Source organism: Hydrogenophaga sp. YM1, from assembly GCF_016903055.1.
Taxonomy (GTDB): domain Bacteria; phylum Pseudomonadota; class Gammaproteobacteria; order Burkholderiales; family Burkholderiaceae_C; genus Hydrogenophaga; species Hydrogenophaga borbori.
Window position 1 is genome coordinate 2,138,350 of the sequence record NZ_CP070223.1, and the last position, 21,959, is coordinate 2,160,308.

Here is a 21,959-nt window from a genome sequence, read left to right on the forward strand (position 1 = left end):
TGGGCGGGCGACGGAAAGTCAAGTCCCGCGATCAACGGCAGCGTTCTTGTGCTATTTCAGCGCTTCTTGGCGGCGGTCTTGGAGGCGTTCACGGCGGTGGCCGCCACGGTGTTGAAGTTGGACTCGGCCATTTCGGTGGCCTGCTTCACGGCCTTCTGCACCGACTCGATGGCGTTGTTGGCGGCGGACACGGCGCTCTTCATCACGGCGACAGCCGTTTCGGAGCCGGCCGGCGCGTTCTTGGCGGCGTTGTCCACGACGGCCATGAATTTCTTCTGGGCGTCGGCGGCGGTGGCTTCGGCGGCCTTGCCGAACTCGGCGCCGGTGCCGGAGGCGATGTCGTACAGGTGGCGGCTGTAGGCCACGGTCTTCTCGGCCAGGGGCTGCATCAGGCTGGCTTGCAGGTTCAGCAGTTCCTGGGCGTCCTTGACGCTGAGCAGGGCCTGGGCGTTGTTGGCGGACTCGGACAGGGCGGCCTTGGTGGCTTGCAGGTTGAGTTCAACCAGCTTCTCGACGCCTTCAAAAGCCTTCTGGGTCAGGCCAAAGAGGGTGTCCATCTGGGACTTCTGGGCGGCGATGATTTGTTCGGCGGTCAGCATGAAGATTCTCCTGAGGGGTGGATGGGGGACAACAGAGGCTGCGGCGTGGAGGCGGGTGGCCTCGGCTCGAACGGTGGTTTCGTTCGTTATGCTGCGCTGCAACATGGATCGAATTATTGAGGAGCCGGGCCAGCGATGCAAGCCCTTTTTGCTGCATTGCAACAATTTAGGGGGTGTTTTCTAAACCCGGGGCCCGCGCTGCGGCTTCGCGCCGCGCCCACAATGCGCCGCCGCCGTTTCGCCCGCGCCCCGTGCACGCCTACTACGCCGACCACTTCGTGCTGCCCCTGCCCAGCGGGCACCGCTTTCCCATGGCCAAGTACAGCCGTTTGCGCGAACGCCTGGCGTGCGAGCTGCCCGAAGTGGATCTGCACGAGGCGCTGCCCGCCAGCGACGGGGAATTGGCCCTGGTGCACGCGCCGGCCTACATCGCCGCGGTGGCGGACGGCTCCCTGAGCCCTGCGATGCAGCGCGAGATCGGTTTCCCCTGGAGCCCGGCGATGGCCGAGCGCGCGCGCCGTTCGGTGGGCGCGACGCTGCAGGCCGCGCGCCGCGTGATGGGGCAGGGCGGTGGCCTGGCGGCCAACCTGGCGGGCGGCACGCACCACGCCTATGCCGACAAGGGAGGTGGCTTCTGTGTCTTCAACGACTTCGCGGTCGCCGCGCGGTTGATGCAGGCCGAACACGCCCGCCGCCACCGCCAGCCGCTGCGGGTGGCCATCGTCGACCTTGACGTGCACCAGGGCAATGGCACGGCACGCCTGTTCGCGGCCGACCCCAGTGTGTTCACGCTCTCGCTGCACGGTGCCAAGAATTTTCCCTTCCGCAAGGAGCCGAGCGACCTGGACGTGGAGCTGCCCGACGGCTGCGGCGACGACGACTACCTGCACGCCCTGGACCTGGCGCTCGACGAGCTGGCGCGCCGCTTCGAGCCCGGACTGGTGCTCTACCTGGCGGGCGCCGACCCGCACGAGGGCGATCGCCTGGGGCGCCTCAAGCTCAGCTTCGACGGCCTGGAGGCGCGCGACCGCCGCGTGATGGATTGGGCCTGGTCGCGCCGGCTGCCGCTGGTCTTCGCCATGGGCGGCGGCTACGGCCACGACCTGGAGGCCACGGTGCAGGTGCAGATCAACACCTACCGCACGGCGCTGGCTTTCGAGCGCCGCTGGCAGGCGTGGCCGCCGGCGCTGGCGGCTGGAACCCCGGCCGGTACGCACTGGCACAATCTCGGGCCATGACCGCACCGGCATCCCGTCCCCAGGCCCGGCCCCGCAGCGACTTCCGCGTCTTTCGCGCCATCGGCACCCGCTGGGCCGACAACGACGTCTATGGCCACGTCAACAACGTCGTTTACTACAGCTGGTTCGACACGGCGGTCAACGCGCACCTGATCGAATCCGGCGCGCTCGACATCCACGCGGGCGGCGTCATCGGCCTGGTGGTGGAGACGCAGTGCCACTATTTCGAGCCGCTGAGCTTTCCCCAGACCGTGTGGGCCGGCCTGCGCGTGGCGCACCTGGGCACGTCCAGCGTGCGCTACGAGGTGGGCCTGTTCGCCGATGGCGCGGACCGAACGGCGGCGCACGGCCACTTCGTGCACGTCTACGTGGACCGCGCCAGCCGCCGCCCCGTGCCCTTGCCCGACGCCTTGAAGAAGACCCTGGAGACCCTGAGATGAACCTCGCCGAGCCCGTCGCGATCGACCCCGCGAGCGTCGACGCCGCCATCACCAGCCGCATGTCGGTGCGCGCCTTCCTGCCCACGCCGGTGCCGCGCCAGACCATCGAACACATCCTGGACGTGGCCAGCCGCGCCCCGTCGGGCACCAACACCCAGCCCTGGCGCGTGTACGTGCTGCAGCATGCGGCGCGCGACGAACTCGTGGCCAAGGTCTGCGCCGCGCACGACGCCATCTACGCCAACCCCGCGCTGGCCGCCGAGTACCGCGAGGAGTACGACTACTACCCCGAGAAATGGGTCAGCCCCTACATCGACCGCCGGCGCGAGAACGGCTGGGGCCTGTACGGTCTGCTGGGCATCAACAAAGGCGAGAAGGACAAGATGCATGCGCAGCACCACCGCAACTTCCGCTTCTTCGACGCGCCCGTGGGCCTGATGTTCACGCTCGATCGCGTGATGGGCCGCGGCTCGCTGGTGGACTACGGCATGTTCCTGCAGAACATCATGGTGGCCGCACGCGGCCAGGGCCTGCACACCTGCCCGCAGGCGGCCTGGAACGGTTTCGCGAAAATCATCCTCCCGCACATCGGCGCCGGCCCCGACGAAATGGTGGTCTGCGGCATGGCGCTGGGTTACGCCAACCCCGACGAACCCGTCAACGGCTTCCACACGCCGCGCGAGCCGGTCTCGTCGTTCACCCACTGGCTGGGCTGAGGCCGCGCGCTCTCTTTCCGCTTTTCCTTTTCTTTTTCAGGAGACAAACATGATCACCACCCCCAGCGGCCTGCAATACGAAGACACCGTGGTCGGGCAAGGCGAGGAAGCTCAGGCAGGCCGACCGGTGCAGGTGCACTACACCGGCTGGCTGTACGTCAACGGCGCCGCCGGCAGCAAGTTCGATTCGAGCAAGGATCGCGGCCAGCCCTTCGAATTTCCGCTGGGCATGGGCCACGTCATCCGCGGCTGGGACGAGGGCGTGCAGGGCATGAAGGTCGGTGGCACGCGCCGCCTGGTGATCCCGGCCGAGCTGGGCTACGGCGCGCGCGGCGCTGGCGGCGTGATCCCGCCCAACGCCACGCTGCTGTTCGAAGTCGACCTGCTGGCCGTCTGAACGGGGGGCGCGGCGTGAGCTCCCTTTCGCTCAGGGCCCTGGCCCTGTCGTCCCTGTTGTTGCCTGGCCTGGCCGGTGCCGCCGAGCTCGACGGCAGCCAGCTGTCCGCCTGGTGGGGCCTGCCCTTCGCCGGCGTGCTGCTGTCCATTGCCGTCATGCCGCTGCTGGCGCCCATGTTCTGGCACCACCACTTCGGCAAGGTGTCGGCCGCCTGGGCACTGGCCTTCCTGGTGCCGTTCGCCCTCACGTTCGGCGCCGGCGCCACAGGCGCCGCGGTGGTCCACGCGGCGCTGGCCGAGTACATCCCCTTCATCATCCTGCTCACGGCGCTGTTCACCGTGGCCGGCGGGATCTTCGTGCGCGGCAACCTGCACGGCAGCCCGGGGCTGAACACGGGCATCCTGGCCATCGGTGCGGTGCTGGCCAGTTTCATGGGCACCACCGGCGCCTCCATGCTGCTGATCCGCCCGTTGATCCGTGCCAACGACAACCGCCGGCACCAGGTGCACGTGGTGGTCTTCTTCATCTTCATCGTGTCCAACGCCGGTGGCGCGCTCACGCCGCTGGGCGATCCGCCGCTGTTCCTGGGCTTCCTCAAGGGCGTGGGCTTCTTCTGGACGCTCGAGCACCTGTGGGCCAAGACCGGTTTCATCATCGGCGTGCTGCTGGTGCTGTTCTATCTGATCGACTCGTACTACTACCGCCGCCGCGAAGAGGTTCGCGCGCCCGATCCCACGCCCGACACGCCGCGCCTGGGCTTCGACGGCGCGATCAATTTCGCGCTGCTGGGCGTGGTGGTGGTGCTGGTGTTGATGAGCGGCCTGTGGAAGTCTCCGGTGGTGTTCAACGTCGCCGGCACCGAGGTCGGCCTGCCCGGCATCGTGCGCGACGTCGGCCTGATCATCGTCACGCTGGTTTCGCTGCGCATCACGCCCGAGAGCGCGCACGAGGGCAACCAGTTCAATTGGGCCCCCATGCAGGAAGTGGCCAAGCTGTTCGCGGCGATCTTCCTGACCATCATCCCGGTCATCGCCATGCTCAAGGCCGGCGTGGACGGTCCGTTCGCGGCCGTGATCCGCGCGGTCACGCACGCCGACGGTTCGCCGAACAACCCCATGTACTTCTGGGCCACGGGCGCGCTGAGCTCCTTCCTGGACAACGCGCCCACTTACCTGGTGTTCTTCAACACCGCCGGTGGCGACCCGCAGGTGCTGATGACCACGCTCGCGCCCACGCTGATCGCCATTTCGGCCGGCGCGGTGTTCATGGGGGCCAATACCTACATCGGCAACGCGCCCAACCTCATGGTCAAGGCCATCGCCGAAGACCGCGGCGTGAAGATGCCCAGCTTCTTCGGCTACATGGCCTGGTCGGTGGGCATCCTGCTGCCGCTGTTCCTGGTCGTCACCTGTATCTGGTTCCTCTGACCCGACCCGTTTACCGCACAACACCACCCCAAGGAGACCCGCCGCATGGCCGCCAAGCCCGCCATCCTCATCAGCCGCAAGATCTTCCCCGAGGTCGTCGAGCACCTGCGCCAGCACTTCGAGGTCGATCACAACGACGCCGATGGCGTGCTGGCGCCGGCCCAACTCATTGAGCGCCTGCAGGGCAAGGTGGGCGCCCTGACGACCGGCAGCGAGCGCATCGACGGTGCCATCGTCCAGGCCGTGCCCTCGCTGCGCATCGTGGCCAACATCGCGGTGGGGTACAACAACTTCGACGTGCCCGCGCTCAGCGCGGCCGGCGTGCTGGCCACCAACACGCCCGACGTGCTCACCGAAACCACGGCCGACTTCGGCTTCGCGCTGCTCATGGCCACCGCGCGCCGCCTCACCGAGAGCGAGCATTTCCTGCGCGCCGGCCAGTGGAACCGCTGGGCGCTGGACATGTTCGCGGGCGCCGAGGTGCACGGCAGCACCCTGGGCATCCTGGGCATGGGCCGCATCGGCCAGGCCATCGCGCGCCGTGGCGCCCTGGGCTTCGGCATGAAGGTGATTTACCACAACCGCTCGCGCCTGGATCCCTCCACCGAGGCGGAATGCCAGGCCCGCTACGTGGACAAGGCCACGCTGCTGCGCGAGGCCGACCACCTGATCCTGGTGCTGCCCTACAGCAAGGAAAGCCACCACGCCATCGGCGCGGCCGAGATCGCGCAGATGAAGCCCAGCGCCACGCTGGTCAACATCGCCCGCGGCGGCATCGTGGACGACGCGGCGCTGGCGAAGGCGCTGAAGGAGCGGCGCATCGCCGCCGCCGGCCTGGACGTGTTCGAAGGCGAACCCCAGGTGCACCCCGATCTGCTCACCGTGCCCAACGTGGTGCTCACGCCGCACATCGCCAGCGCCACCATCCAGACGCGGCGCGCCATGGCCATGCTGGCGGCCGACAACGTGATCGACTACCTCACCACCGGCCAGCCGCGCACGCCGCTCAACGCCGAGATCATCGGGAAAGGCGCGCGCGCCTGACCATGGACACTTGGTTGCTGATCGCGCTGCTGGCACTGGCCCTCGGCGGCGTGGTGCTGCAGCTCCTGCTGTGGCGCCGCCGGCCCGAACCTCCCGCGGTGTCGCCGGAGGACATCGCCCACCGCCAGGCGGTGCTGGCGCAGCTGCAACAGATCGCCCAGCGCGTGGAGCACGTGGAAGGCGAGCTGCGGCGCGAGGTGAGCGACAACGCCCGCAACGCGCGCCAGGAGCAGCAGCAGAGCCTGAGCCGCTTCCAGGAGTCCATCACCGCGCAGTCGGCCGAAACCACGCGCACGCAGAACGCGCAGCTCGACGGCTTCGCCCAGCAACTGGTGCAGCTGCGCGGCGCGCTGGGCGACGCGCTCACGCGCCAGCTGCAGGACATGAGCGAGGCCAACGCGCGCCGCCTGGCCGAGATCCGCACCACGCTGGACGCCCAGCTCACGCAGCTGCAGCAGGGCAACGCCGCCAAGCTCGACGAGATGCGCGCCGTGGTCGACGAGAAGCTGCAGAGCACGCTGCAAGCGCGCCTGGGCGAGAGCTTCAAGCAGGTGGCCGACCGCTTGGAGCAGGTGCACAAGGGCCTGGGCGAGATGCAGACGCTGGCGCAGGGTGTGGGCGACCTCAAGCACCTGCTGACCAACGTGAAGACGCGCGGCATGTTTGGCGAGGCCCAGCTGGCGGCGCTGCTGGAGCAGGTGTTCGCGCCCGACCAGTACGCGGCCCAGGTGGTCACGCGCCCCGGCACGCGCAACCCGGTCGATTTCGCGGTGCGCCTGCCGGGCCGCGGCGACGACGGCGCGCCGTGCTGGCTGCCGATCGACGCCAAGTTCCCGAACGAAGACTACGAGCGCCTGCTCGATGCCCAGCAGCGCGCCGATGGGGACGGCGCCGAGGCCGCGGGCCGCGCGCTGGAGCAGCGCATCCGCCTGGAGGCCAAGTCCATGGCCGACAAGTACCTCGAGCCGCCGCACACCACCGACTTCGCCATCTTGTTCCTGCCCACCGAGGGCCTGTACGCCGAGGTGCTGCGCCGCCCCGGCCTGATGGAGCTGCTGCAGCGCGAGCACCGCGTCACCCTGGCCGGCCCGACCACGCTGATGGCCATGCTCAACTCGTTGCAGATGGGCTTTCGCACGCTGGCGCTGGAGAAGCGCAGCAGCGAGGTTTGGCAGGTGTTGGGCGCGGTCAAGACCGAGTTCGGCAAGTTCGGCGACGTGCTGGCGCGCGTGAAGAGCCAGACCCAGACGGTGCTCAACACCCTGGACCAGGCCGAGGTGCGCAGCCGCGCCATGGGCCGCGCGCTCAAGACCGTGGAAGCGCTGCCGCAGGACCGCAGCAGCGCGCTGCTGCCGCTGGACAGCGATCCCTCCGACCCCGAGGCCCCTTGAACCCCCGCTTGCGCGTGGACCTCGCGCGGCTGATCGCTTCGCAGATCAGCGTGCACGCCTGCATGACCGGCTTTCGCATGGCCGCGCCCCTGATGGCGCTGCGCGAAGGCCACAGCGCCTGGTCGGTGGGCGTGCTGCTGGCGCTGTTTGCGCTGGCGCCGGTGTTCCTGGCGCTGCCCGCCGGCCGCTTCGCCGACCGGCACGGCCTGCAGCGGCCGGTGCGCCTGGCCGTTACCGTGGCCAGCGTGGGCGCGCTGGCGGCGGTGGCCTGGCCCACGTTCTGGGTGCTGTGCCTGTCGGCCACCACCTGCGGCGCGGCCAGCGGCCTGGCCATGATCGCGCTGCAGCGCCACGTGGGCCGGCTCGCGCACGACGCGACCGAGCTGCGCCAGGTGTTCAGCTGGATGGCGGTGGGCCCGTCGATCTCCAACTTCCTGGGGCCGGTGCTGGCCGGCTTCGCCATCGACCACGCGGGGTTCCGCTGGGCCTACCTGGTGCTCGCGCTGCTGCCCTGGCTGGCCTGGTGGTGGGTGCGGCGCACGCAGGAGCTGCCGCGCGAGCCCGCGCCCGAGGGCGCTCAGAAGCGGTCTTCGTGGGACCTGCTGCGCGAACCCGATTTCCGCCGCCTCATGGCACTGAACTGGATGCTGTCGTCCTGCTGGGACGTGCACACCTTCCTGGTCCCTGTGCTGGGCCACGAGCGCGGCCTGAGCGCCACCGCCATCGGTGCCATCCTGGGCGGCTTCGCGCTCGCGGCCACGGCCATCCGCGTGCTCATGCCCTGGATCGCCGCGCGCCTGCGCGAATCGGCGGTGATCGCCGCCGCCATGTTCGCCACCGCCGCGCTGTTCGCCCTCTACCCCTTCGCGTACGCGGCCTGGGCCATGGCCACGCTGTCCGTGCTGCTGGGCTTTGCGCTGGGGTCGGTGCAGCCCATGATCATGAGCATGCTGCACCAGATGACGCCGCCGCACCGCCACGGCGAGGCCCTGGGCCTGCGCGCCATGGCCATCAACGGATCGAGCGTTGCGATGCCCCTGCTGTTCGGCTCGGCCGGGGCGGCGGTGGGCGTGGCCTATGTGTTCTGGGCCGTGGGGGGCGTGGTGGGCATGGCCTCGCCCATGGCCTGGCGCTTGCGGCCGGCGGTCGCGCCGCCGGAGCGGTCGCGGCCTTGACGGCGGTCGGCCGCCGGCTCCCGAAAGCCCAGGCCGGTGAGGTAGATGTCCATGGTCTGGCGTCCGCGCGCGACCAGGTCGAAGGCCTTGGGGTCGAGCAGCCAGTTCTGGATCAGGCCATCGATCATCACGTGCAGGCCCAGCGCCGCCGCCGACAGGGGAATGGGCAGGCTCAGGCCCTGGCGTTGCGCGGCCAGCTGCAGGGTGTCTCGGGTCACGGCCATGCACTCGTTGCGCACCCGCAGGTGGCGATCGCGCACGGCCTGCATCTCGTCGGTGTATTCCACCTTGTGCGTGGCCACCTCGAACACGCGCCGCGTGCGCTCATCGCGCGCCGTCTGGCGCAAGGCGCTGCCCATGGTGTCGCGCAGGGAGCGCAGGGGATCGTCCTCGGCGGCGGCCGCGCGGCCCGCCTCGGCGAGTGAGGTCTCCAGCGGCAGGGTCACGCGCTCCATCATGGCGTTGAACAGGTCCGCCTTGTCCTTGAAGTGGTGGTAGACCGCGCCGCGCGTGGCGCCCGCGGCGGTGGCGATGTCGTTCAGCGTGGTGCCCGACACGCCCTTGGCCTGGAACAGGCGCTCGGCGGCGTCGAGCAGCCGGTTGCGTGTTTCCTGTGCTTCGGCTTTGGTGCGGCGGGCCATGAATGGACTTTGGTAAAAGAGGGGTTTTGCGGAAAAAAGCCGAATATACATACATTCACGTATGTATACTCGCGCGTTTCCCGAGCCCACCCGCGCGCCGAGGTCTATTCCATGCCCAGTTCCTTCCCGCTGCCGCGCTCCCGCGCGGCCAAAACCCTTGTTGCCATCGCCCTGGCCGCCCTGGTGGCCGCCTGCGGCAAGCAGGGCGCCCCGGCCCAGGCCGGCGGCGGCGCGCCGCCTCCACCCGAGGTGGGCGTGATCACCGTGGCTCTGGGCGATGTAGGCCTGGTCAACGAACTGCCGGGTCGCCTGGAGGCCTCGCGCGTCTCCGAGGTGCGGGCGCGCGCCGCCGGCATCCTCCAGCAGCGCCTGTTCCGCGAGGGCAGCGAGGTCAAGGCCGGCCAGCGCCTGTTCCAGATCGATCCCGCGCCGTACCAGGCCACGCTGCAGAGCGCGCGCGCCACGCTGGCCCGCGCCGAGGCCAACCTGACCCAGGCCAAGGCCCTGGCCGAGCGCTATGCCCCGCTGGTGAAGGAAAACGCCATCAGCCAGCAGGAATACGCCAACGCCCAGGCCGCGCAGAAGCAGGCCGAGGCCGACGTGGCCGCCGGCCGCGCCGCGGTGCAGACCGCCAATATCAACCTCGGCTACGCCAACGTCACGGCGCCCATCAGCGGGCGCATCGGCCGCGCGCTGGTGACCGAGGGCGCGCTGGTGGGGCAGGGCGAGCCCACGCCGCTGGCCGTGATCCAGCAGATCAACCCCATGTACGTGAACTTCACGCAGTCGGCCTCCGAGGTCTACCGCCTGCGGCGCGCCTTGCAGAGCGGCTCGCTCAAGGGCGCGGGTGATCAGGTCGCCCGCGTGAAGATCGTGCTGGAGGACGGCTCGGTCTATGGCCGCGATGGCCGCCTGCTGTTTTCCGACCTCACCGTGGACAGCGCCACCGGCCAGGTGACGCTGCGCGCCGAGGTGCCCAACCCCGATGGCGTGCTGCTGCCCGGCCTGTATGTGCGCGTGCGCATCGAACAGGCCACGGCGGGCAATGCCCTGCTGCTGCCGCAGCAGGCCGTCACGCGCACGGCGCAGGGCGATTCGGTGATGGTGGTCGACGGCGAAGGCAAGGTCGCGCCGCGCAACATCACCGTGCGGGGCCAGCAAGAGGGCCAGTGGGTCGTGACCGAAGGTCTCAAGGCCGGTGACCAGGTCATGGTCGACGGCTTCCAGAAACTGCGTCCGGGCGGCACCGTCAAGCCCGTGCCCTGGAAGAAGCCGGGTGAGCAGAAACCCAACGGGGCCGCGCCTTCCAAGGCCAGCTGAGGCAAGCACACATGGCGAAGTTTTTCATCGACCGGCCCATCTTCGCGTGGGTGATCGCGTTGTTCGTGATCGTGATGGGCGCGGTCTCCATCACGCAGCTCCCCATCGCGCAGTACCCGCCGGTGGCGCCGCCCTCCATCACGATCAACGCCACCTACCCCAGTGCGTCCGCCAAGACGCTCGAGGATTCGGTGCTGTCCATCATCGAGCAGGAAATGAACGGCTCGCCCGGCCTGATCTACATGGAGTCGGTGGCCCAGGCCAACGGCACCGGCTCGATCACGCTGAGTTTCCAGCCCGGCACCAACCCGGCGCTGGCGCAGGTGGACGTGCAGAACCGGCTGTCGCGTGCCTCGCCGCGCCTGCCGGCGGCCGTGACGCAGCAGGGTGTGCGCGTGGACCAGGCGCGCAGCAACTTCTTGCTCTTCACCATCCTCACCAGCGACGACCCCAAATGGGATCCGGTGGCGCTGGGCGATTACGCCACGCGCAGCGTGCTGCCCGAAATCCAGCGCGTGCCCGGCGTGGGCCAGGCCCAGCTGTTCGGCACCGAGCGCGCCATGCGCATCTGGATCGATCCGGCCAAACTGCTCGGTTTCAACCTGAGCGCGGCCGACGTGAACGCGGCCATCCGCGCGCAGAACGCCCAGGTCTCGGCGGGTGAAATCGGCGCCCTGCCCAACGTGGCGGGGCAGGGCATCTCGGCCACCGTGGTGGTCAACGGTCAGCTCGGCACGGTGGAGGAGTTTGGCAACATCGTGCTGCGCGCCTCCCCCGGCGGCGCCACCGTGCGCCTGAAGGACGTGGCGCGCATCGAACTCGGCGCGCAGGCCTACGCCACCTCGGCCCGACTGAACGGCAAGCCCTCCACCGGCATCGGCGTGCAGCTGTCGGCCAGTGGCAATGCGCTGGCCACGGCCGACGCGGTGCGCGCCAAGCTTACCGAGCTGGAGCGCTTCTTCCCCGAGGGCATGAGCTGGACCATTCCCTACGACAGCTCGCGCTTCGTCAAGATCTCCATCCAGCAGGTGGCGCAGACGCTGCTGGAGGCCGTGGCGCTGGTGTTCCTGGTGATGTTCCTGTTCCTGCAGAACTTCCGCTACACCATCATCCCGACCATCGTGGTGCCGGTGGCGCTGCTGGGCACCTTCGCCGTGCTGCTGGCCATGGGCTTCTCGATCAACGTGCTCACCATGTTCGGCATGGTGCTGGTGATCGGTATCGTGGTGGACGACGCCATCGTGGTGGTGGAGAACGTCGAGCGCATCATGAGCGAGGAAGGCTTGCCACCCTTGCAGGCCACGCGCAAGGCCATGGGCCAGATCTCGGGCGCCATCATCGGCGTGACCGTGGTGCTGATCTCGGTGTTCGTGCCGCTGGCCTTCTTCAGCGGCTCGGTGGGGAACATCTACCGCCAGTTCGCGGCGGTGATGGGCGTGTCCATCGCCTTCTCGGCCTTCATGGCGCTGTCGCTCACGCCCGCGCTGTGCGCCACGCTGCTCAAGCCCGTGCCCAAGGGGCACCACGTCGAGAAGAAGGGTTTCTTCGGCTGGTTCAACCGCGGCTTCGCGCGCACCACCGGCGGCTACTCACGCACGGTGAGCGCGCTGCTGCCACGCGCCGGCCGCATGCTCATCGTCTACCTCGCCATCGGCGCGGCGGCGGCCTGGGTGTACGTGAACCTGCCCACCTCCTTCCTGCCCAACGAAGACCAGGGCACCATGCTGGTGAACGTGCAGCTGCCCCCGGGCGCCACGCAGGAGCGCACGCTGGAGGTGATGGAGCAGGTGGAGGGCTTCGTGCTCAAGCAGCCCGAGGTGGAAAGCATGGTCAGCGTGCTGGGCTTCAGCTTCTCGGGGCAGGGCCAGAACGCCGCCCTGGCCTTCGTCACGCTCAAGGACTGGGCCGAGCGCCACGCGCCCGGCAGCTCGGCCGAGGCCGTGGCGGGCCGCGCCTTCGGCGCGCTCATGGGCATCCGCGACGCCTTCATCTACCCGCTGAGCCCGCCGCCGATTCCGGAGCTGGGTGCGTCCTCGGGCTTCAGCTTCCGCCTGCAGGACCGGGGCGGCCTGGGCCGCGAGGCCCTGACCCAGGCGCGCGGACAATTGCTGCAGCTGGCCGCGCAAAGCCCGGTGCTCGCCCAGGTTCGCCCCGACGGCCTGGAGGACGCGCCGCAGCTGCAGCTCGACATCGACCGCGACCGCGCGCAGGCGCTGGGCGTGGGCTTCGACGCCATCAACGCCGCCATCGGCACCGCGCTGGGTTCCAGCTACGTGAACGATTTCCCGAACAGTGGGCGCCTGCAGCGCGTGGTGGTGCAGGCCGAGGCCGCGGCGCGCATGCAGCCCGATGACCTGCTGCGGCTGAACGTGGTGAACAACCGCGGCCAGGCCGTGCCGCTGTCGGCCTTCGCGTCCACGAAGTGGATCACCGGACCCATGCAGACGGTGCGCTACAACGGCTACCCCACCATGCGCATCAGCGGCATGGCGGCGCCGGGCTACAGCACGGGCGCCGCGCTCAATGAGATGGAGCGCCTGGCCGCGCAGCTGCCGCAGGGCATCGGCTACGAATGGACCGGCACTTCGCGCGAGGAAAAGCTCGCCGGCGCGCAGGCCATGGTGCTCTATGGCTTCGCCATCCTCGCGGTGTTCCTGTGCCTGGCGGCGCTGTACGAAAGCTGGACCATCCCGCTGTCGGTGATTTTGGTGGTGCCGCTGGGGGTGGTCGGGGTGCTGCTGGCCACGCTCTTGCGTGGCTACCAGAACGACGTGTACTTCCAGGTCGGCCTGATCACGATCATTGGCCTGTCGGCGAAGAACGCGATCCTGATCATCGAGTTCGCGAAGGACGTGCAGGCCCAGGGCAAGAGCGCCATGGAAGCGGCATTGGCCGCGGCCCGCCTGCGTTTCAGGCCCATCATCATGACCTCGATGGCCTTCACGTTGGGCGTGGTGCCGCTGTTCATCGCGTCGGGCGCGGGCTCGGCCAGCCAGCGCGCCATCGGCACCGGCGTGATCGGCGGCATGATCTCCGGCACCCTGCTGGCCGTGTTCTTCGTGCCCCTGTTCTTCGTGGTGGTGCGCCGCTTCTTCAAGGGCAGCGAGCGCCAGCACCAGCGCGACCGCGACAGCGCGCGCGCACATGGAGTCGACAACGATGAATCCTGATTTCACTACCCGTCTCGGCCCGCTGGCGGCGGCCCTGCTGCTGGCCGGCTGCTCGATGATCCCCACCTACGAGCGTCCCGCCGCGCCTGTGCCGCAGGCCTATCCGCAAGCGGCCGATACCGCGGGCGTGCGCAGCGCGGCGGACACCGCCTGGCGCGACTTCGTGCAGGACGCGCGCCTGCGCGAGCTGGTGCAGCGCGCGCTCGACAACAACCGCGATCTGCGGGTCGCCACGCTCAACATCGAGCGCGTGCGCGCGCAATACCAGATCCAGCGCGCCAACCAGTTCCCCACCATCGGCGTGGCCGCCAGCGGCAACCGCCAGCCGAACGGCAGCGGCGGCATCCAGAGCACTTACAGCGTGGGCCTGGCCCTGAGCACCTGGGAGATCGACTTCTTTGGCCGCCTGGGCGCGCTCAAGGAGGCCGCGCTGGCCGACTACCTGGCCAGCGAGCAGGCGCGCAACGCCGCGCAGACCAGCCTGGTCTCGGCGGTGATCAGCAGTTGGTTGAGCCTGCAGACCAACGAGGCCCTGCTGGCCATCACGCGCCAGACCCAGGCCACGCGCGAGGACTCGCTGCGCCTGACCAAGCTGCGCTTCGACAACGGCGCGGCCTCGGCGCTGGATCTGCGCCAGGCCGAGTCGCTGGCGGCCACGGCCCGTGCGGCGCTGGCGCAGCAGCAGCGGGCGCGCGCGCTCGACGTGAACGCGCTGAACCTGCTGGTGGGCGAGCCGGTGCCGGCCGAGCTGCTGCAGGTGGCCGAGGCCGACGCCGCCTTGCTGGCGGACGTGCCGGCCGGCCTGCCCTCGGATCTGCTCACGCGCCGCGCGGACATCCGCCAGGCCGAGCAGACCCTGATCGCGGCCAACGCCAACATCGGCGCGGCGCGCGCGGCCTTCTTTCCGCGCATCACCTTGACCGCGAGCGCGGGCACGGCGAGCAGCGACCTGTCGGGCCTGTTCAAGGATGGCAGCTGGGGCTTCACGCTGAACCCGGTGGCGCTGCTGCCGATCTTCGACGCGGGCCGCAACCGCGCGGGCCTGCAATCGGCCGAGGTCTCGCGTGACATCGCCGTGGCGCAGTACGAGAAAGCGATCCAGACGGCGTTCCGCGAAGTGGCCGACGCGCTGGCCGGCCGCGCGACGCTGGCCGACCAGCTGCAGGCGCAGCGCGACCAGGTGACGGCGGAGGAGGACCGCTTCCGCCTCGCCGACCTGCGCTACCGCAACGGCGTGGCGAGCTTTCTCGACGTGCTGGACGCGCAGCGCGCGCTGTTCGCGGCGCAACAGGCCGAAGCGCAGACGCGCCTGGCCCTGCAGCAGAACCGCGTGGCGCTGTACGCGGCGCTGGGGGGGGGCTGGCTGGAGTGAGCCCGGGCCGGTGGGCTCAGCCCGCCGGCAACTGGTAGAACTTCACGATCGCTTCCCAGGCCACCTGGGGGTCGTCCACGTACTGGAAGAGCTGCAGGTCCTCGGGCGAGATCGTGCCTTCTTCCACCAGCAGATCCAGGTTCAGCAGGCGCTTCCAGTAGTCGCTGCCGTACAGCAGGATGGGCACGGGCTTGGACTTCTTGCACTGCACGAGCGTGATGACCTCGAACAGCTCGTCCAGCGTGCCGAAGCCGCCCGGGAAGGCCAGCAGCGCCTTCGCGCGCATCATGAAGTGCATCTTGCGCAGCGCGAAGTAGTGGAACTTGAAGCTCAGCCGCGATGGGATGTACGGGTTGGCCGACTGCTCGTGCGGCAGCGCGATGTTTAGGCCCACGTTGAGCGCGCCCTCGTCGTGCGCGCCCCGACTGGCCGCTTCCATGATGCCCGGCCCGCCGCCGGTGCAGATGAAGAGCTTCTCGTGCGGCAGGCAGTGCGCGCTGTACTGGGCCACGATGCGACCGAACTCGCGCGCCCGGTCGTAGTAGTGGGCGTTGCGCACCATGGCGCGGGCCTTGGCGATGGCGCGCGGTTCACCCGAGGCCTCGGCCGCGCGCAGGCTGGCCTCCGCCTCGCTCTGTTCGCGAAAGCGCGCGCTGCCGAACACCACGATGGTGTTCTCGATGCCCAGCTGTTGCTGCGCCAGATCGGGCTTGAGCAGCTCCAGCTGCATGCGGATGCCGCGCGTCTCGCGCCGCAGCAGGAACTCGGGGTCGGCGAAGGCCAGACGGTAGGCGTCGGCCGCCAGCGGGTTGCCGCTGTCCGAATGGGCCTGCAATTCGGCCCAGGCGTCGGCCAGGCGGCGTTCGGTGATGTCGTGGGTGGCAGGGGGGGAGGTGTGGGCGTCGGTCATGTTCTTCACTCCGGGGTCACAGCCCGAGGGCCAAGGCCAGCGGCACGAAGACCACCGCCAGCGCGTTGCCCACCATGATGGAGGCGGCCACTTTTTCGGGTTCCTGATGGTATCGGTCGGCCAGCATGAACTGGATGACGGCGGGCGGCAAGGCGGCGAACAGCAGCAGCTGGCCGCGCGCCGCGCCTTCCAGTCCCATGGCCCAGGCCAGCGGGATGCCGATGGCCAGGCCGATCAGGGGACGCGCCAGCGCGCCCAGCAGGCCCAGGGCCAGGCCCTGGCGCGTCAGGCCGGTCAGCCGCACGCCCAGGGCGAACAACATCAGCGGCAGCGCGGCGTCGCCCAGCAGCTTCAGGCCCGACAGCAGCACCGGCGGCGGGCGCAGTTCGGTGAAGGCGCTGAAGAAGCCCAGCATGGTGGCGATCATCAGGGGGCTGAGCAGCAGGTCGCGGGTGCGCGCGGCGGCGCTGGTGATGCGTGCGCCCAGCGAGAAGTGCAACAGGTTGCTGACCGAGAACAGCGCCACCGCGGCGCCGAAGTTCGCGGGTCCGAAGGCCAGCAGGGCCAGTGGCAGGCCCATGTTGCCGCAGTTGTTGAACATGACCACCGGCACCAGGGTGCGCGGCTGCGCGCCGAAGGCCTTGGCCAGTGGCCAGGCCAGCAGGCCGCTGCCCAGGATCAGCGCCGTGCCGCCGATGAGCAGCGGCACGTGCTCGCCGATGGCGAAGTCGCGCGAGGCCAGGGCCGAGTACACCAGCAAGGGCGCCAGCACGTCGAGCGAGATGCGGTTGAAGCTGCTGAGGTCCGGCGGGCGGCGGCGCGCGTAGCCATAGCCAATGGCCACGATCAGGAAGACCGGGATGATGATGTCGGCGATGCGGGCGATCAGGTCCATGGCGCTCGGGCGTGGCGTTCAAAACAGAAGGGCTCCCTGTGGAGCCCTTCGTATCGCGCAATGGAAGCGGTCAGACGCGCTTGCGGTATTCGCCCGTGCGCGTGTCGATCTCGATGCGATCGCCCTGGCTCACGAACAGCGGCACGGGGATCTCGAAGCCGGTGGCGATCTTGGCCGGCTTGAGCACCTTGCCCGAGGTGTCGCCCTTGACGGCGGGTTCGGTCCAGGTGATCTCGCGCTCCACGCTGGTGGGCAGTTCCACCGAGATGGCCTTGCCTTCGTAGAACACCACCTCGACGGCCATGCCGTCTTCCAGGTAGTTGAGGGCGTCGCCCATGTTCTCGGCCTCCACCTCGTACTGGTTGTAGTCGGTGTCCATGAACACGTACATGGGGTCGGCGAAGTAGGAGTAGGTGCACTCCTTGTGGTCCAGGATGATCTGGTCCATCTTGTCGTCGGCCTTGAAGACGACTTCGGTGCCGATGTTGCCGAGCAGGCCCTTGAGCTTCATGCGCACGGTGGCGGCGCCGCGGCCGCCGCGGGCGTATTCGGTGCGCAGGACGATCATCGGGTCCTTGCCGTGCATGATCACGTTGCCGGCGCGGATTTCTTGGGCGATTTTCATGAGGGAGTTCCGTTGAAGGGATCGCCCGGCGGTTCGGGCGAGGGGCCGGCATCGGCGGTGGATGGACCGGGCCCGGGTTGCGGGTTTGTCGCTAAACCCAATATTTTACCGTTTTCGCCCCACCGCCTCGGCCAGCTGCGTGGCGAGGTCGGGCTGGGCGAGCAGGCGCTGGCGCGCGGCCTGCACCACCTCGCGCCAGCCGTCCACCACGTCCCAGCCGGGCCAGGCTGCGTCGGCGGTCGCGCCCGGCAGTCCGTTCCAGTGGTGGTGGAAGGCGCGCAGGCTGGCGGGCGCGTCCAGCCAGTCCAGGAAGGCCTGCAGCTTGGCGTGGTGCGCGTCGTCGTGCTGCGGGTAGATCTGCCAGACGAAGGGCTGGCCGGCCCAGAGCGCGCGCACCAGGGAGTCTTCGCCGCGCACGAGGTTGAGGTCGGCGCTCCAGAGCAGCTCGTCGAAACCGCGCTGGCTCAGCCAGGGCAGGGCATGGCGCGTGGCGCCTGGCGCCAGCGGCAGGCCCGTCGCGGCGGCGGCGGCGCGGCCCGGCGTGACCAGCCAGTGCGCGTCGGCCCGCGCCATCACCGCCGGCAGGCTCGGCGGTTCGTAGCAAAAGAGCGCGATGCGCCGCCCCTGGGCGGGCAGGCCCTGGGCCGCGAGCCAGGCGCCGCGGTCGAATGCCACCTGGCGGTCGGCGAGGTCGTCTTCGCGCAGCAGCCCACCGGTGCGCGCCGTGAAGCCGGGGTAGAAAAAGCGCTTGGTGAGGCCCCGGCCCGGGCCGCTCATCACGGGGGAGGGCAGGCCGTGGCAGCGCTCGACCCAGGCCTCGGCGCTCAGGTACTCCAGGTTGATCCAGGCCGGCTCGATGGTGCGCGCGGCGATGAAGGCCTCGGGCGGCTCGCAGCCGAAGGCCTCGATCCAGACCTCGCCGGGCACCAGGCCCTGCGCGTCGAAGGGCTCGCGCCAGGGTCGCACGCTCACGCCGGGCGCGCCTTCGGGCGCCATCCAGGCCAGCGGCGCGGGATCGTCGATCCACAGCCGCACGGCCTGGCCGCGCGCGCCCAGCTGCGCGGCCAGGCGCCAGCAGACGCCGGCGTCGCCGTGGTTGTCGATCACGCGGCAGAAGATGTCCCAGGTGCGCGGGGTGGTCATGCGGTCGATCATGCCCGCATCCGTCGCGGGCCGGCCGGCCCTGGAAAACTGATTTCCGCGCGCCGGGTTGTCGCGGGGGGGCGTGCGTGGACACACTCCCTGCCCTTGACTGCCGACAGAGAAGAGACACCCACGTGACCCAGCGCACCCTCATCCGCGGCGCGTCCATCGTCACCATGGACGCGCAGGGCGACCTGCCCGTCGGCGATCTGCTGGTGGTGGACGACACCATCGAGGCCATTGCGCCGCGGCTGTCGGTGGATGGCGCGCAGGTGGTCGACGCCACCGGCTGCATCCTGGTGCCGGGCTTCGTCAACGCGCACATGCACACCTGGCAGACCGCACTGCGCGGCGTCGCCGCCAACTGGACGCTGCTGCAGTACTTCCGGCACATGCACGCCGGCCTGGCCACGGTGTTCGGTCCCGAGGACCTGCGCATCGCCACGCTGGCGGGGGCGCTCAACCAGCTCAACTGCGGCACCACCACCTTGGTGGACTGGTGCCACAACAACCCCACGCCGGCGCACAGCGACGCAGCGGTGGACGCGCTGCTGGCCTCGGGCATTCGCGCGGCCTTCTTCCATGGCACGCCCAAGCCCGACCCCCAGCCGGGCCAGGCGCCGTTCTGGGAGGTGCCCCACCCGCGCGCCGAGATTCAGCGCCTGCTCAAGGCCCACCAGGGCCGGCCGCTGCTCAGCGTGCACGCCGCCGTGCTGGGCCCGCACTACAGCACGCTGGAGGTGGCGGTGCACGACTTCCGCATGGCCCGCGACTTCGGCCTCATCGCCTCGCTGCACCAGGGCGGCGGTGCGGCGCGCGCGCCCGAGGGCTGGGCGCAGCTGGAGGCGCTGGGCTTGCTGGGGGAGCAGATCAACATCGTGCACGGCCACGCGCTGAGCGACGAGCAGCTCAAGCGCTTCTGTGGCCTGGGCATGAGTTTTTCGGCCGCGGCCGAGAACGAGATGACCCAGGGCCACGGTCACCCGCTCACGGGTCGGTTGCGCGCGCTGGGCCGCGCGCCCTCGCTGGGCGTGGACCTGGAAAGCGTGTTGGGCGGCGACATGATCACCCAGGCGCGCATCGCGCTGGGCGTGCAGCGCAGCCTGGACAACGAAGCCCACCGCGCCGCGCACGGCGGTATCCCGGACACCACCAGCATCACCACGCGCGAGGCGCTGGCCTGGATCACGGTCGAGGGCGCGCGCATGCTGCGCCAGCTGCACCGCATCGGCACCCTGGCCCCGGGCAAGCAGGCCGACCTGGTGCTGATCCGCGCGGACAGCCTGAACATGCAGCCCGTGCACGACCCGGTGAGCGCGGTGGTGTTCCAGGCCACGCTGGCCAACATCGATTCGGTCATGGTCGCGGGGCAGTGGCGCAAGCGCGCCGGCCAACTCGTGGGCGTGGACCTGCCCCCCTTGCTCGCGGCGCTGCGCGCGTCGGGCGAGAAGATCACCCGCGCCATGGGCATGGGCGCATCGAATGGAGTTTTTGCATGAAGGTCCACTTCATTGGCGTCGGCAAGATGGGCTTGCCCATGGCGCGCCACCTGCTCGCGGCCGGCCACGGCGTCACGGTGGAAGACCCGGCGGCGGACCGCCTGGCGCTCGCGCGCGAGGCCGGCCTGGCGGTCGCCGATGGCCTGGCCCAGGCCGAGCTCATCGTCTCTTCGCTGCCGCACGACGGTGCGCTGCTCGCCGTGGGCGAGCGCGTGGCCGAGCACGCGGCGAAGGGTGCGGCCTGGGTGGACACCAGCACGGTGTCGCCCGAGGCTTCGGCCCGAGCGGCCGAGGCCTGCGCGCGCGCCGGGGTGCCCACCCTGCGCTGCACCGTCTCGGGCAACAACCACATGGCCGAGGCCGCGCAGCTCACGGTGATGGCCTCGGGTCCGAAGGCGCTGCACGAGCGCCTGCTGCCCCTGCTGAGCTGCTGGGGGCCGACGCAATTCTGGCTCGGCGAGGCCGAACAGGCGCGCCTGATGAAGCTGGTGGTGAACCTCATGATCGCGCAGACCAGCGCCATGCTGGCCGAGGCGCTGAGCCTGGGGCAGAAGGGTGGTCTGGCCTGGCAGGACATGTGGCGGGTCATCGGCGCCAGCGCCGTCGCCTCGCCCATCGTGAAGGCCAAGGGCGTGCAGCTGAGCCAGCGCGACTACACGCCCACCTTCACCGTGGGGCAGATGAACAAGGACATCGACCTCATCCTGGGCGAGGGCGCGCGCCTGCAGGTGCCCCTGACGCAGACGGCGGCCACGCGCCAGCTCATGTCGGCCGCGCAGGCGCAGGGCGACGGGGCGCTGGACTACGCCGCCATCATCCGCGTGGTGCAGCGGGCCGCCGGCCTGGACACCGATTGAGGCGTCAGAAAGGAAGGTTGCGCATGCGATCGTTCGTTTATCAGGGCTTGCCCAGCCGCGTGGTGTTTGGCGCGGGCGCGCTGGCCCAGCTGCCACAGGCCATCGAGGCCATGGGCGCGCAGCGCGCGCTGGTGTTGTGCACACCGGAGCAGCGCGCCAGCGCCGAGCGCGTGGCGCGGTTGCTGGGCGACAGGGCCGCCGGCATCTTCGACCGCGCGGTGATGCACGTGCCGATCGAGACCGCGCGCGAGGCGCGCGAGGTAGCGCGGCGGCTGGGCGCGGACTGCGCCGTGGCCATTGGCGGTGGCTCCACCACCGGCCTGGGCAAGGCCATCGCGCTCGACTCGGGCCTGCCCATCCTGGCCATTCCCACCACCTACGCGGGCTCGGAGATGACGCCGATCTACGGCATCACCGAGGCGGGCCTGAAGAAGACCGGTAAGGACCTGAAGGTCCTGCCCAAGAGCGTGATCTACGACCCCGAGCTCACGCTGACGCTGCCCGTGGGCCTGAGCGTGACCAGCGGCCTCAACGCCATCGCGCACGCGGCCGAGGGCCTGTACTCGGTGGAAGGCAATCCGGTGATCGACCTGATGGCGGAGGAGGGCATCGCCGCCATCGGCCGCGCGCTGCCGCGCATCCGCGCGAGCGCCAGCGACGTGGAGGCGCGCGGCGACGCGCTGTACGGCGCCTGGCTGTGCGGCATCGTGCTGGGCTCGGTGGGCATGGCACTGCACCACAAGCTGTGCCACACCCTGGGCGGCAGCTTCAATCTGCCGCACGCCGAGACGCACACCGTGGTGCTGCCACATGCGCTGGCCTACAACGCGGCCGCGGCGCCGCTGGCCATGCGGCGCATCGCGCGGGCCCTGGGTCGCGACGACGGACAGGCCGCGCGGGCGGTGTTCGACCTGGCGAAGGACAACGGCGCGCCGGTGGCGTTGCGCGACATCGGCATGAAGGCCGAGGACCTGGACCGCGCGGGCGAGATCGCCTTGCAGAACCAGTACCCGAACCCGCGCCCCCTGGAGGCGCGGGCCATCCGCGAACTCCTGCAGGCGGCCTGGGAGGGCGCGCGGCCCGCCTGAATGGCCGGGGCC

At 70.0% G+C, this 21,959-nt stretch carries 20 protein-coding genes; 14 read left to right on the plus strand and 6 right to left on the minus strand.

Annotation, left to right across the window (positions count from 1 at the left end; translation table 11 throughout):
• Positions 1-56 precede the first annotated feature (56 nt).
• Positions 57-599, minus strand: coding sequence for a phasin family protein (locus JNX00_RS09960; RefSeq protein WP_070397902.1), 543 nt, complete (start codon positions 597-599; stop codon positions 57-59).
• 251 nt (positions 600-850) lie between these two features.
• Between JNX00_RS09960 and JNX00_RS09965 the strand changes: the two genes are divergently transcribed.
• From JNX00_RS09965 to JNX00_RS10000, 8 genes are read left to right on the plus strand one after another with little or no spacing between them, the layout of a single operon-like run.
• Positions 851-1,837, plus strand: a complete 987-nt coding sequence (locus tag JNX00_RS09965) for a histone deacetylase (RefSeq protein WP_204744847.1) — start codon at positions 851-853, stop codon at positions 1,835-1,837.
• On the plus strand, positions 1,834-2,277 hold the full coding sequence (locus JNX00_RS09970) for a thioesterase family protein (RefSeq protein WP_070397900.1): 444 nt from the start codon (positions 1,834-1,836) through the stop codon (positions 2,275-2,277). Before JNX00_RS09965 ends, JNX00_RS09970 begins: the two co-directional genes overlap by 4 nt.
• Positions 2,274-2,993, plus strand: coding sequence for a nitroreductase (locus tag JNX00_RS09975; RefSeq protein ID WP_204744848.1), 720 nt, complete (start codon positions 2,274-2,276; stop codon positions 2,991-2,993). The genes JNX00_RS09970 and JNX00_RS09975 overlap by 4 nt, the downstream gene beginning before the upstream one ends.
• Before the next feature lie 49 nt (positions 2,994-3,042).
• Positions 3,043-3,390 carry an FKBP-type peptidyl-prolyl cis-trans isomerase gene (locus JNX00_RS09980; protein ID WP_070397898.1) on the plus strand — a complete coding sequence of 116 codons (348 nt, stop codon included), beginning with the start codon at positions 3,043-3,045 and terminating at the stop codon, positions 3,388-3,390.
• A gap of 14 nt (positions 3,391-3,404) precedes the next feature.
• Positions 3,405-4,817, plus strand: a complete 1,413-nt coding sequence (locus JNX00_RS09985; protein ID WP_204744849.1) for a sodium:proton antiporter — start codon at positions 3,405-3,407, stop codon at positions 4,815-4,817.
• 45 nt (positions 4,818-4,862) lie between these two features.
• Entirely contained in the window at positions 4,863-5,861 is a 999-nt protein-coding gene (locus JNX00_RS09990; RefSeq protein ID WP_070397896.1) for a D-glycerate dehydrogenase, read from the plus strand.
• A gap of 2 nt (positions 5,862-5,863) precedes the next feature.
• Entirely contained in the window at positions 5,864-7,252 is a 1,389-nt protein-coding gene (rmuC, locus tag JNX00_RS09995; RefSeq protein ID WP_204744850.1) for a DNA recombination protein RmuC, read from the plus strand.
• 8 nt (positions 7,253-7,260) lie between these two features.
• Positions 7,261-8,427 carry an MFS transporter gene (locus JNX00_RS10000; protein WP_070397894.1) on the plus strand — a complete coding sequence of 389 codons (1,167 nt, stop codon included), beginning with the start codon at positions 7,261-7,263 and terminating at the stop codon, positions 8,425-8,427.
• Here the strand turns inward: JNX00_RS10000 and JNX00_RS10005 are convergent.
• Positions 8,328-9,068 carry a TetR family transcriptional regulator gene (locus tag JNX00_RS10005; RefSeq protein ID WP_204744851.1) on the minus strand — a complete coding sequence of 247 codons (741 nt, stop codon included), beginning with the start codon at positions 9,066-9,068 and terminating at the stop codon, positions 8,328-8,330. The two genes, JNX00_RS10000 and JNX00_RS10005, sit on opposite strands and share 100 nt — an antisense overlap.
• A 111-nt stretch (positions 9,069-9,179) precedes the next feature.
• Here JNX00_RS10005 and JNX00_RS10010 point away from each other — a divergent pair, with 111 nt between their 5' ends.
• Genes JNX00_RS10010 through JNX00_RS10020 form a run of 3 tightly spaced genes read left to right on the plus strand, consistent with a single transcriptional unit; the run spans position 9,180 to position 14,930 of the window.
• Positions 9,180-10,388, plus strand: a complete 1,209-nt coding sequence (locus JNX00_RS10010) for an efflux RND transporter periplasmic adaptor subunit (RefSeq protein ID WP_204744852.1) — start codon at positions 9,180-9,182, stop codon at positions 10,386-10,388.
• A gap of 11 nt (positions 10,389-10,399) precedes the next feature.
• Positions 10,400-13,558, plus strand: a complete 3,159-nt coding sequence (locus tag JNX00_RS10015; RefSeq protein ID WP_204744853.1) for an efflux RND transporter permease subunit — start codon at positions 10,400-10,402, stop codon at positions 13,556-13,558.
• The gene (locus tag JNX00_RS10020; RefSeq protein WP_175442793.1) at positions 13,548-14,930 is read left to right on the plus strand and encodes an efflux transporter outer membrane subunit; all 1,383 of its coding nucleotides are present in this window, start codon (positions 13,548-13,550) and stop codon (positions 14,928-14,930) included. Before JNX00_RS10015 ends, JNX00_RS10020 begins: the two co-directional genes overlap by 11 nt.
• 16 nt (positions 14,931-14,946) lie before the next feature.
• On the opposite strand, the gene JNX00_RS10025 is transcribed toward JNX00_RS10020, so the two are convergent.
• The 4 genes from JNX00_RS10025 to earP all read right to left on the minus strand — a co-directional run bounded on the left by JNX00_RS10025 (position 14,947) and on the right by earP (position 18,515).
• The gene (locus JNX00_RS10025; RefSeq protein ID WP_204744854.1) at positions 14,947-15,840 is read right to left on the minus strand and encodes a TIGR00730 family Rossman fold protein; all 894 of its coding nucleotides are present in this window, start codon (positions 15,838-15,840) and stop codon (positions 14,947-14,949) included.
• Between the two features lie 16 nt (positions 15,841-15,856).
• A complete protein-coding gene (locus tag JNX00_RS10030; protein WP_070397888.1) occupies positions 15,857-16,735 on the minus strand; it encodes an AEC family transporter in 879 nt (292 codons plus the stop codon).
• Positions 16,736-16,805: 70 nt separating this feature from the next.
• Positions 16,806-17,360, minus strand: a complete 555-nt coding sequence (efp, locus tag JNX00_RS10035) for an elongation factor P (RefSeq protein WP_070397887.1) — start codon at positions 17,358-17,360, stop codon at positions 16,806-16,808.
• A 105-nt stretch (positions 17,361-17,465) separates the two neighbouring features.
• Complete coding sequence (earP, locus tag JNX00_RS10040) at positions 17,466-18,515, minus strand: elongation factor P maturation arginine rhamnosyltransferase EarP (protein WP_204744855.1); 1,050 nt, start codon at positions 18,513-18,515, stop codon at positions 17,466-17,468.
• Between the two features lie 122 nt (positions 18,516-18,637).
• Between earP and JNX00_RS10045 the strand changes: the two genes are divergently transcribed.
• From JNX00_RS10045 to JNX00_RS10055, 3 genes are read left to right on the plus strand one after another with little or no spacing between them, the layout of a single operon-like run.
• Entirely contained in the window at positions 18,638-20,002 is a 1,365-nt protein-coding gene (locus tag JNX00_RS10045; protein ID WP_204744856.1) for an amidohydrolase family protein, read from the plus strand.
• Positions 19,999-20,859, plus strand: coding sequence for an NAD(P)-dependent oxidoreductase (locus JNX00_RS10050; RefSeq protein WP_204744857.1), 861 nt, complete (start codon positions 19,999-20,001; stop codon positions 20,857-20,859). The genes JNX00_RS10045 and JNX00_RS10050 overlap by 4 nt, the downstream gene beginning before the upstream one ends.
• A 23-nt stretch (positions 20,860-20,882) precedes the next feature.
• On the plus strand, positions 20,883-21,947 hold the full coding sequence (locus JNX00_RS10055) for a maleylacetate reductase (RefSeq protein WP_204744858.1): 1,065 nt from the start codon (positions 20,883-20,885) through the stop codon (positions 21,945-21,947).
• Positions 21,948-21,959: the final 12 nt, after the last annotated feature.

Coding starts and splice junctions, on each gene's coding strand:
- JNX00_RS09960 (WP_070397902.1), bottom strand. CDS start 599: ATGCTGACCGCCGAACAAATCATCGCCGCCCAGAAGTCCCAGATGGAC.
- JNX00_RS09970 (WP_070397900.1), top strand. CDS start 1,834: ATGACCGCACCGGCATCCCGTCCCCAGGCCCGGCCCCGCAGCGACTTC.
- JNX00_RS09975 (WP_204744848.1), top strand. CDS start 2,274: ATGAACCTCGCCGAGCCCGTCGCGATCGACCCCGCGAGCGTCGACGCC.
- JNX00_RS09980 (WP_070397898.1), top strand. CDS start 3,043: ATGATCACCACCCCCAGCGGCCTGCAATACGAAGACACCGTGGTCGGG.
- JNX00_RS09990 (WP_070397896.1), top strand. CDS start 4,863: ATGGCCGCCAAGCCCGCCATCCTCATCAGCCGCAAGATCTTCCCCGAG.
- rmuC (WP_204744850.1), top strand. CDS start 5,864: ATGGACACTTGGTTGCTGATCGCGCTGCTGGCACTGGCCCTCGGCGGC.
- JNX00_RS10005 (WP_204744851.1), bottom strand. CDS start 9,068: ATGGCCCGCCGCACCAAAGCCGAAGCACAGGAAACACGCAACCGGCTG.
- JNX00_RS10010 (WP_204744852.1), top strand. CDS start 9,180: ATGCCCAGTTCCTTCCCGCTGCCGCGCTCCCGCGCGGCCAAAACCCTT.
- JNX00_RS10015 (WP_204744853.1), top strand. CDS start 10,400: ATGGCGAAGTTTTTCATCGACCGGCCCATCTTCGCGTGGGTGATCGCG.
- JNX00_RS10020 (WP_175442793.1), top strand. CDS start 13,548: ATGAATCCTGATTTCACTACCCGTCTCGGCCCGCTGGCGGCGGCCCTG.
- JNX00_RS10025 (WP_204744854.1), bottom strand. CDS start 15,840: ATGACCGACGCCCACACCTCCCCCCCTGCCACCCACGACATCACCGAA.
- JNX00_RS10030 (WP_070397888.1), bottom strand. CDS start 16,735: ATGGACCTGATCGCCCGCATCGCCGACATCATCATCCCGGTCTTCCTG.
- efp (WP_070397887.1), bottom strand. CDS start 17,360: ATGAAAATCGCCCAAGAAATCCGCGCCGGCAACGTGATCATGCACGGC.
- earP (WP_204744855.1), bottom strand. CDS start 18,515: ATGATCGACCGCATGACCACCCCGCGCACCTGGGACATCTTCTGCCGC.
- JNX00_RS10050 (WP_204744857.1), top strand. CDS start 19,999: ATGAAGGTCCACTTCATTGGCGTCGGCAAGATGGGCTTGCCCATGGCG.
- JNX00_RS10055 (WP_204744858.1), top strand. CDS start 20,883: ATGCGATCGTTCGTTTATCAGGGCTTGCCCAGCCGCGTGGTGTTTGGC.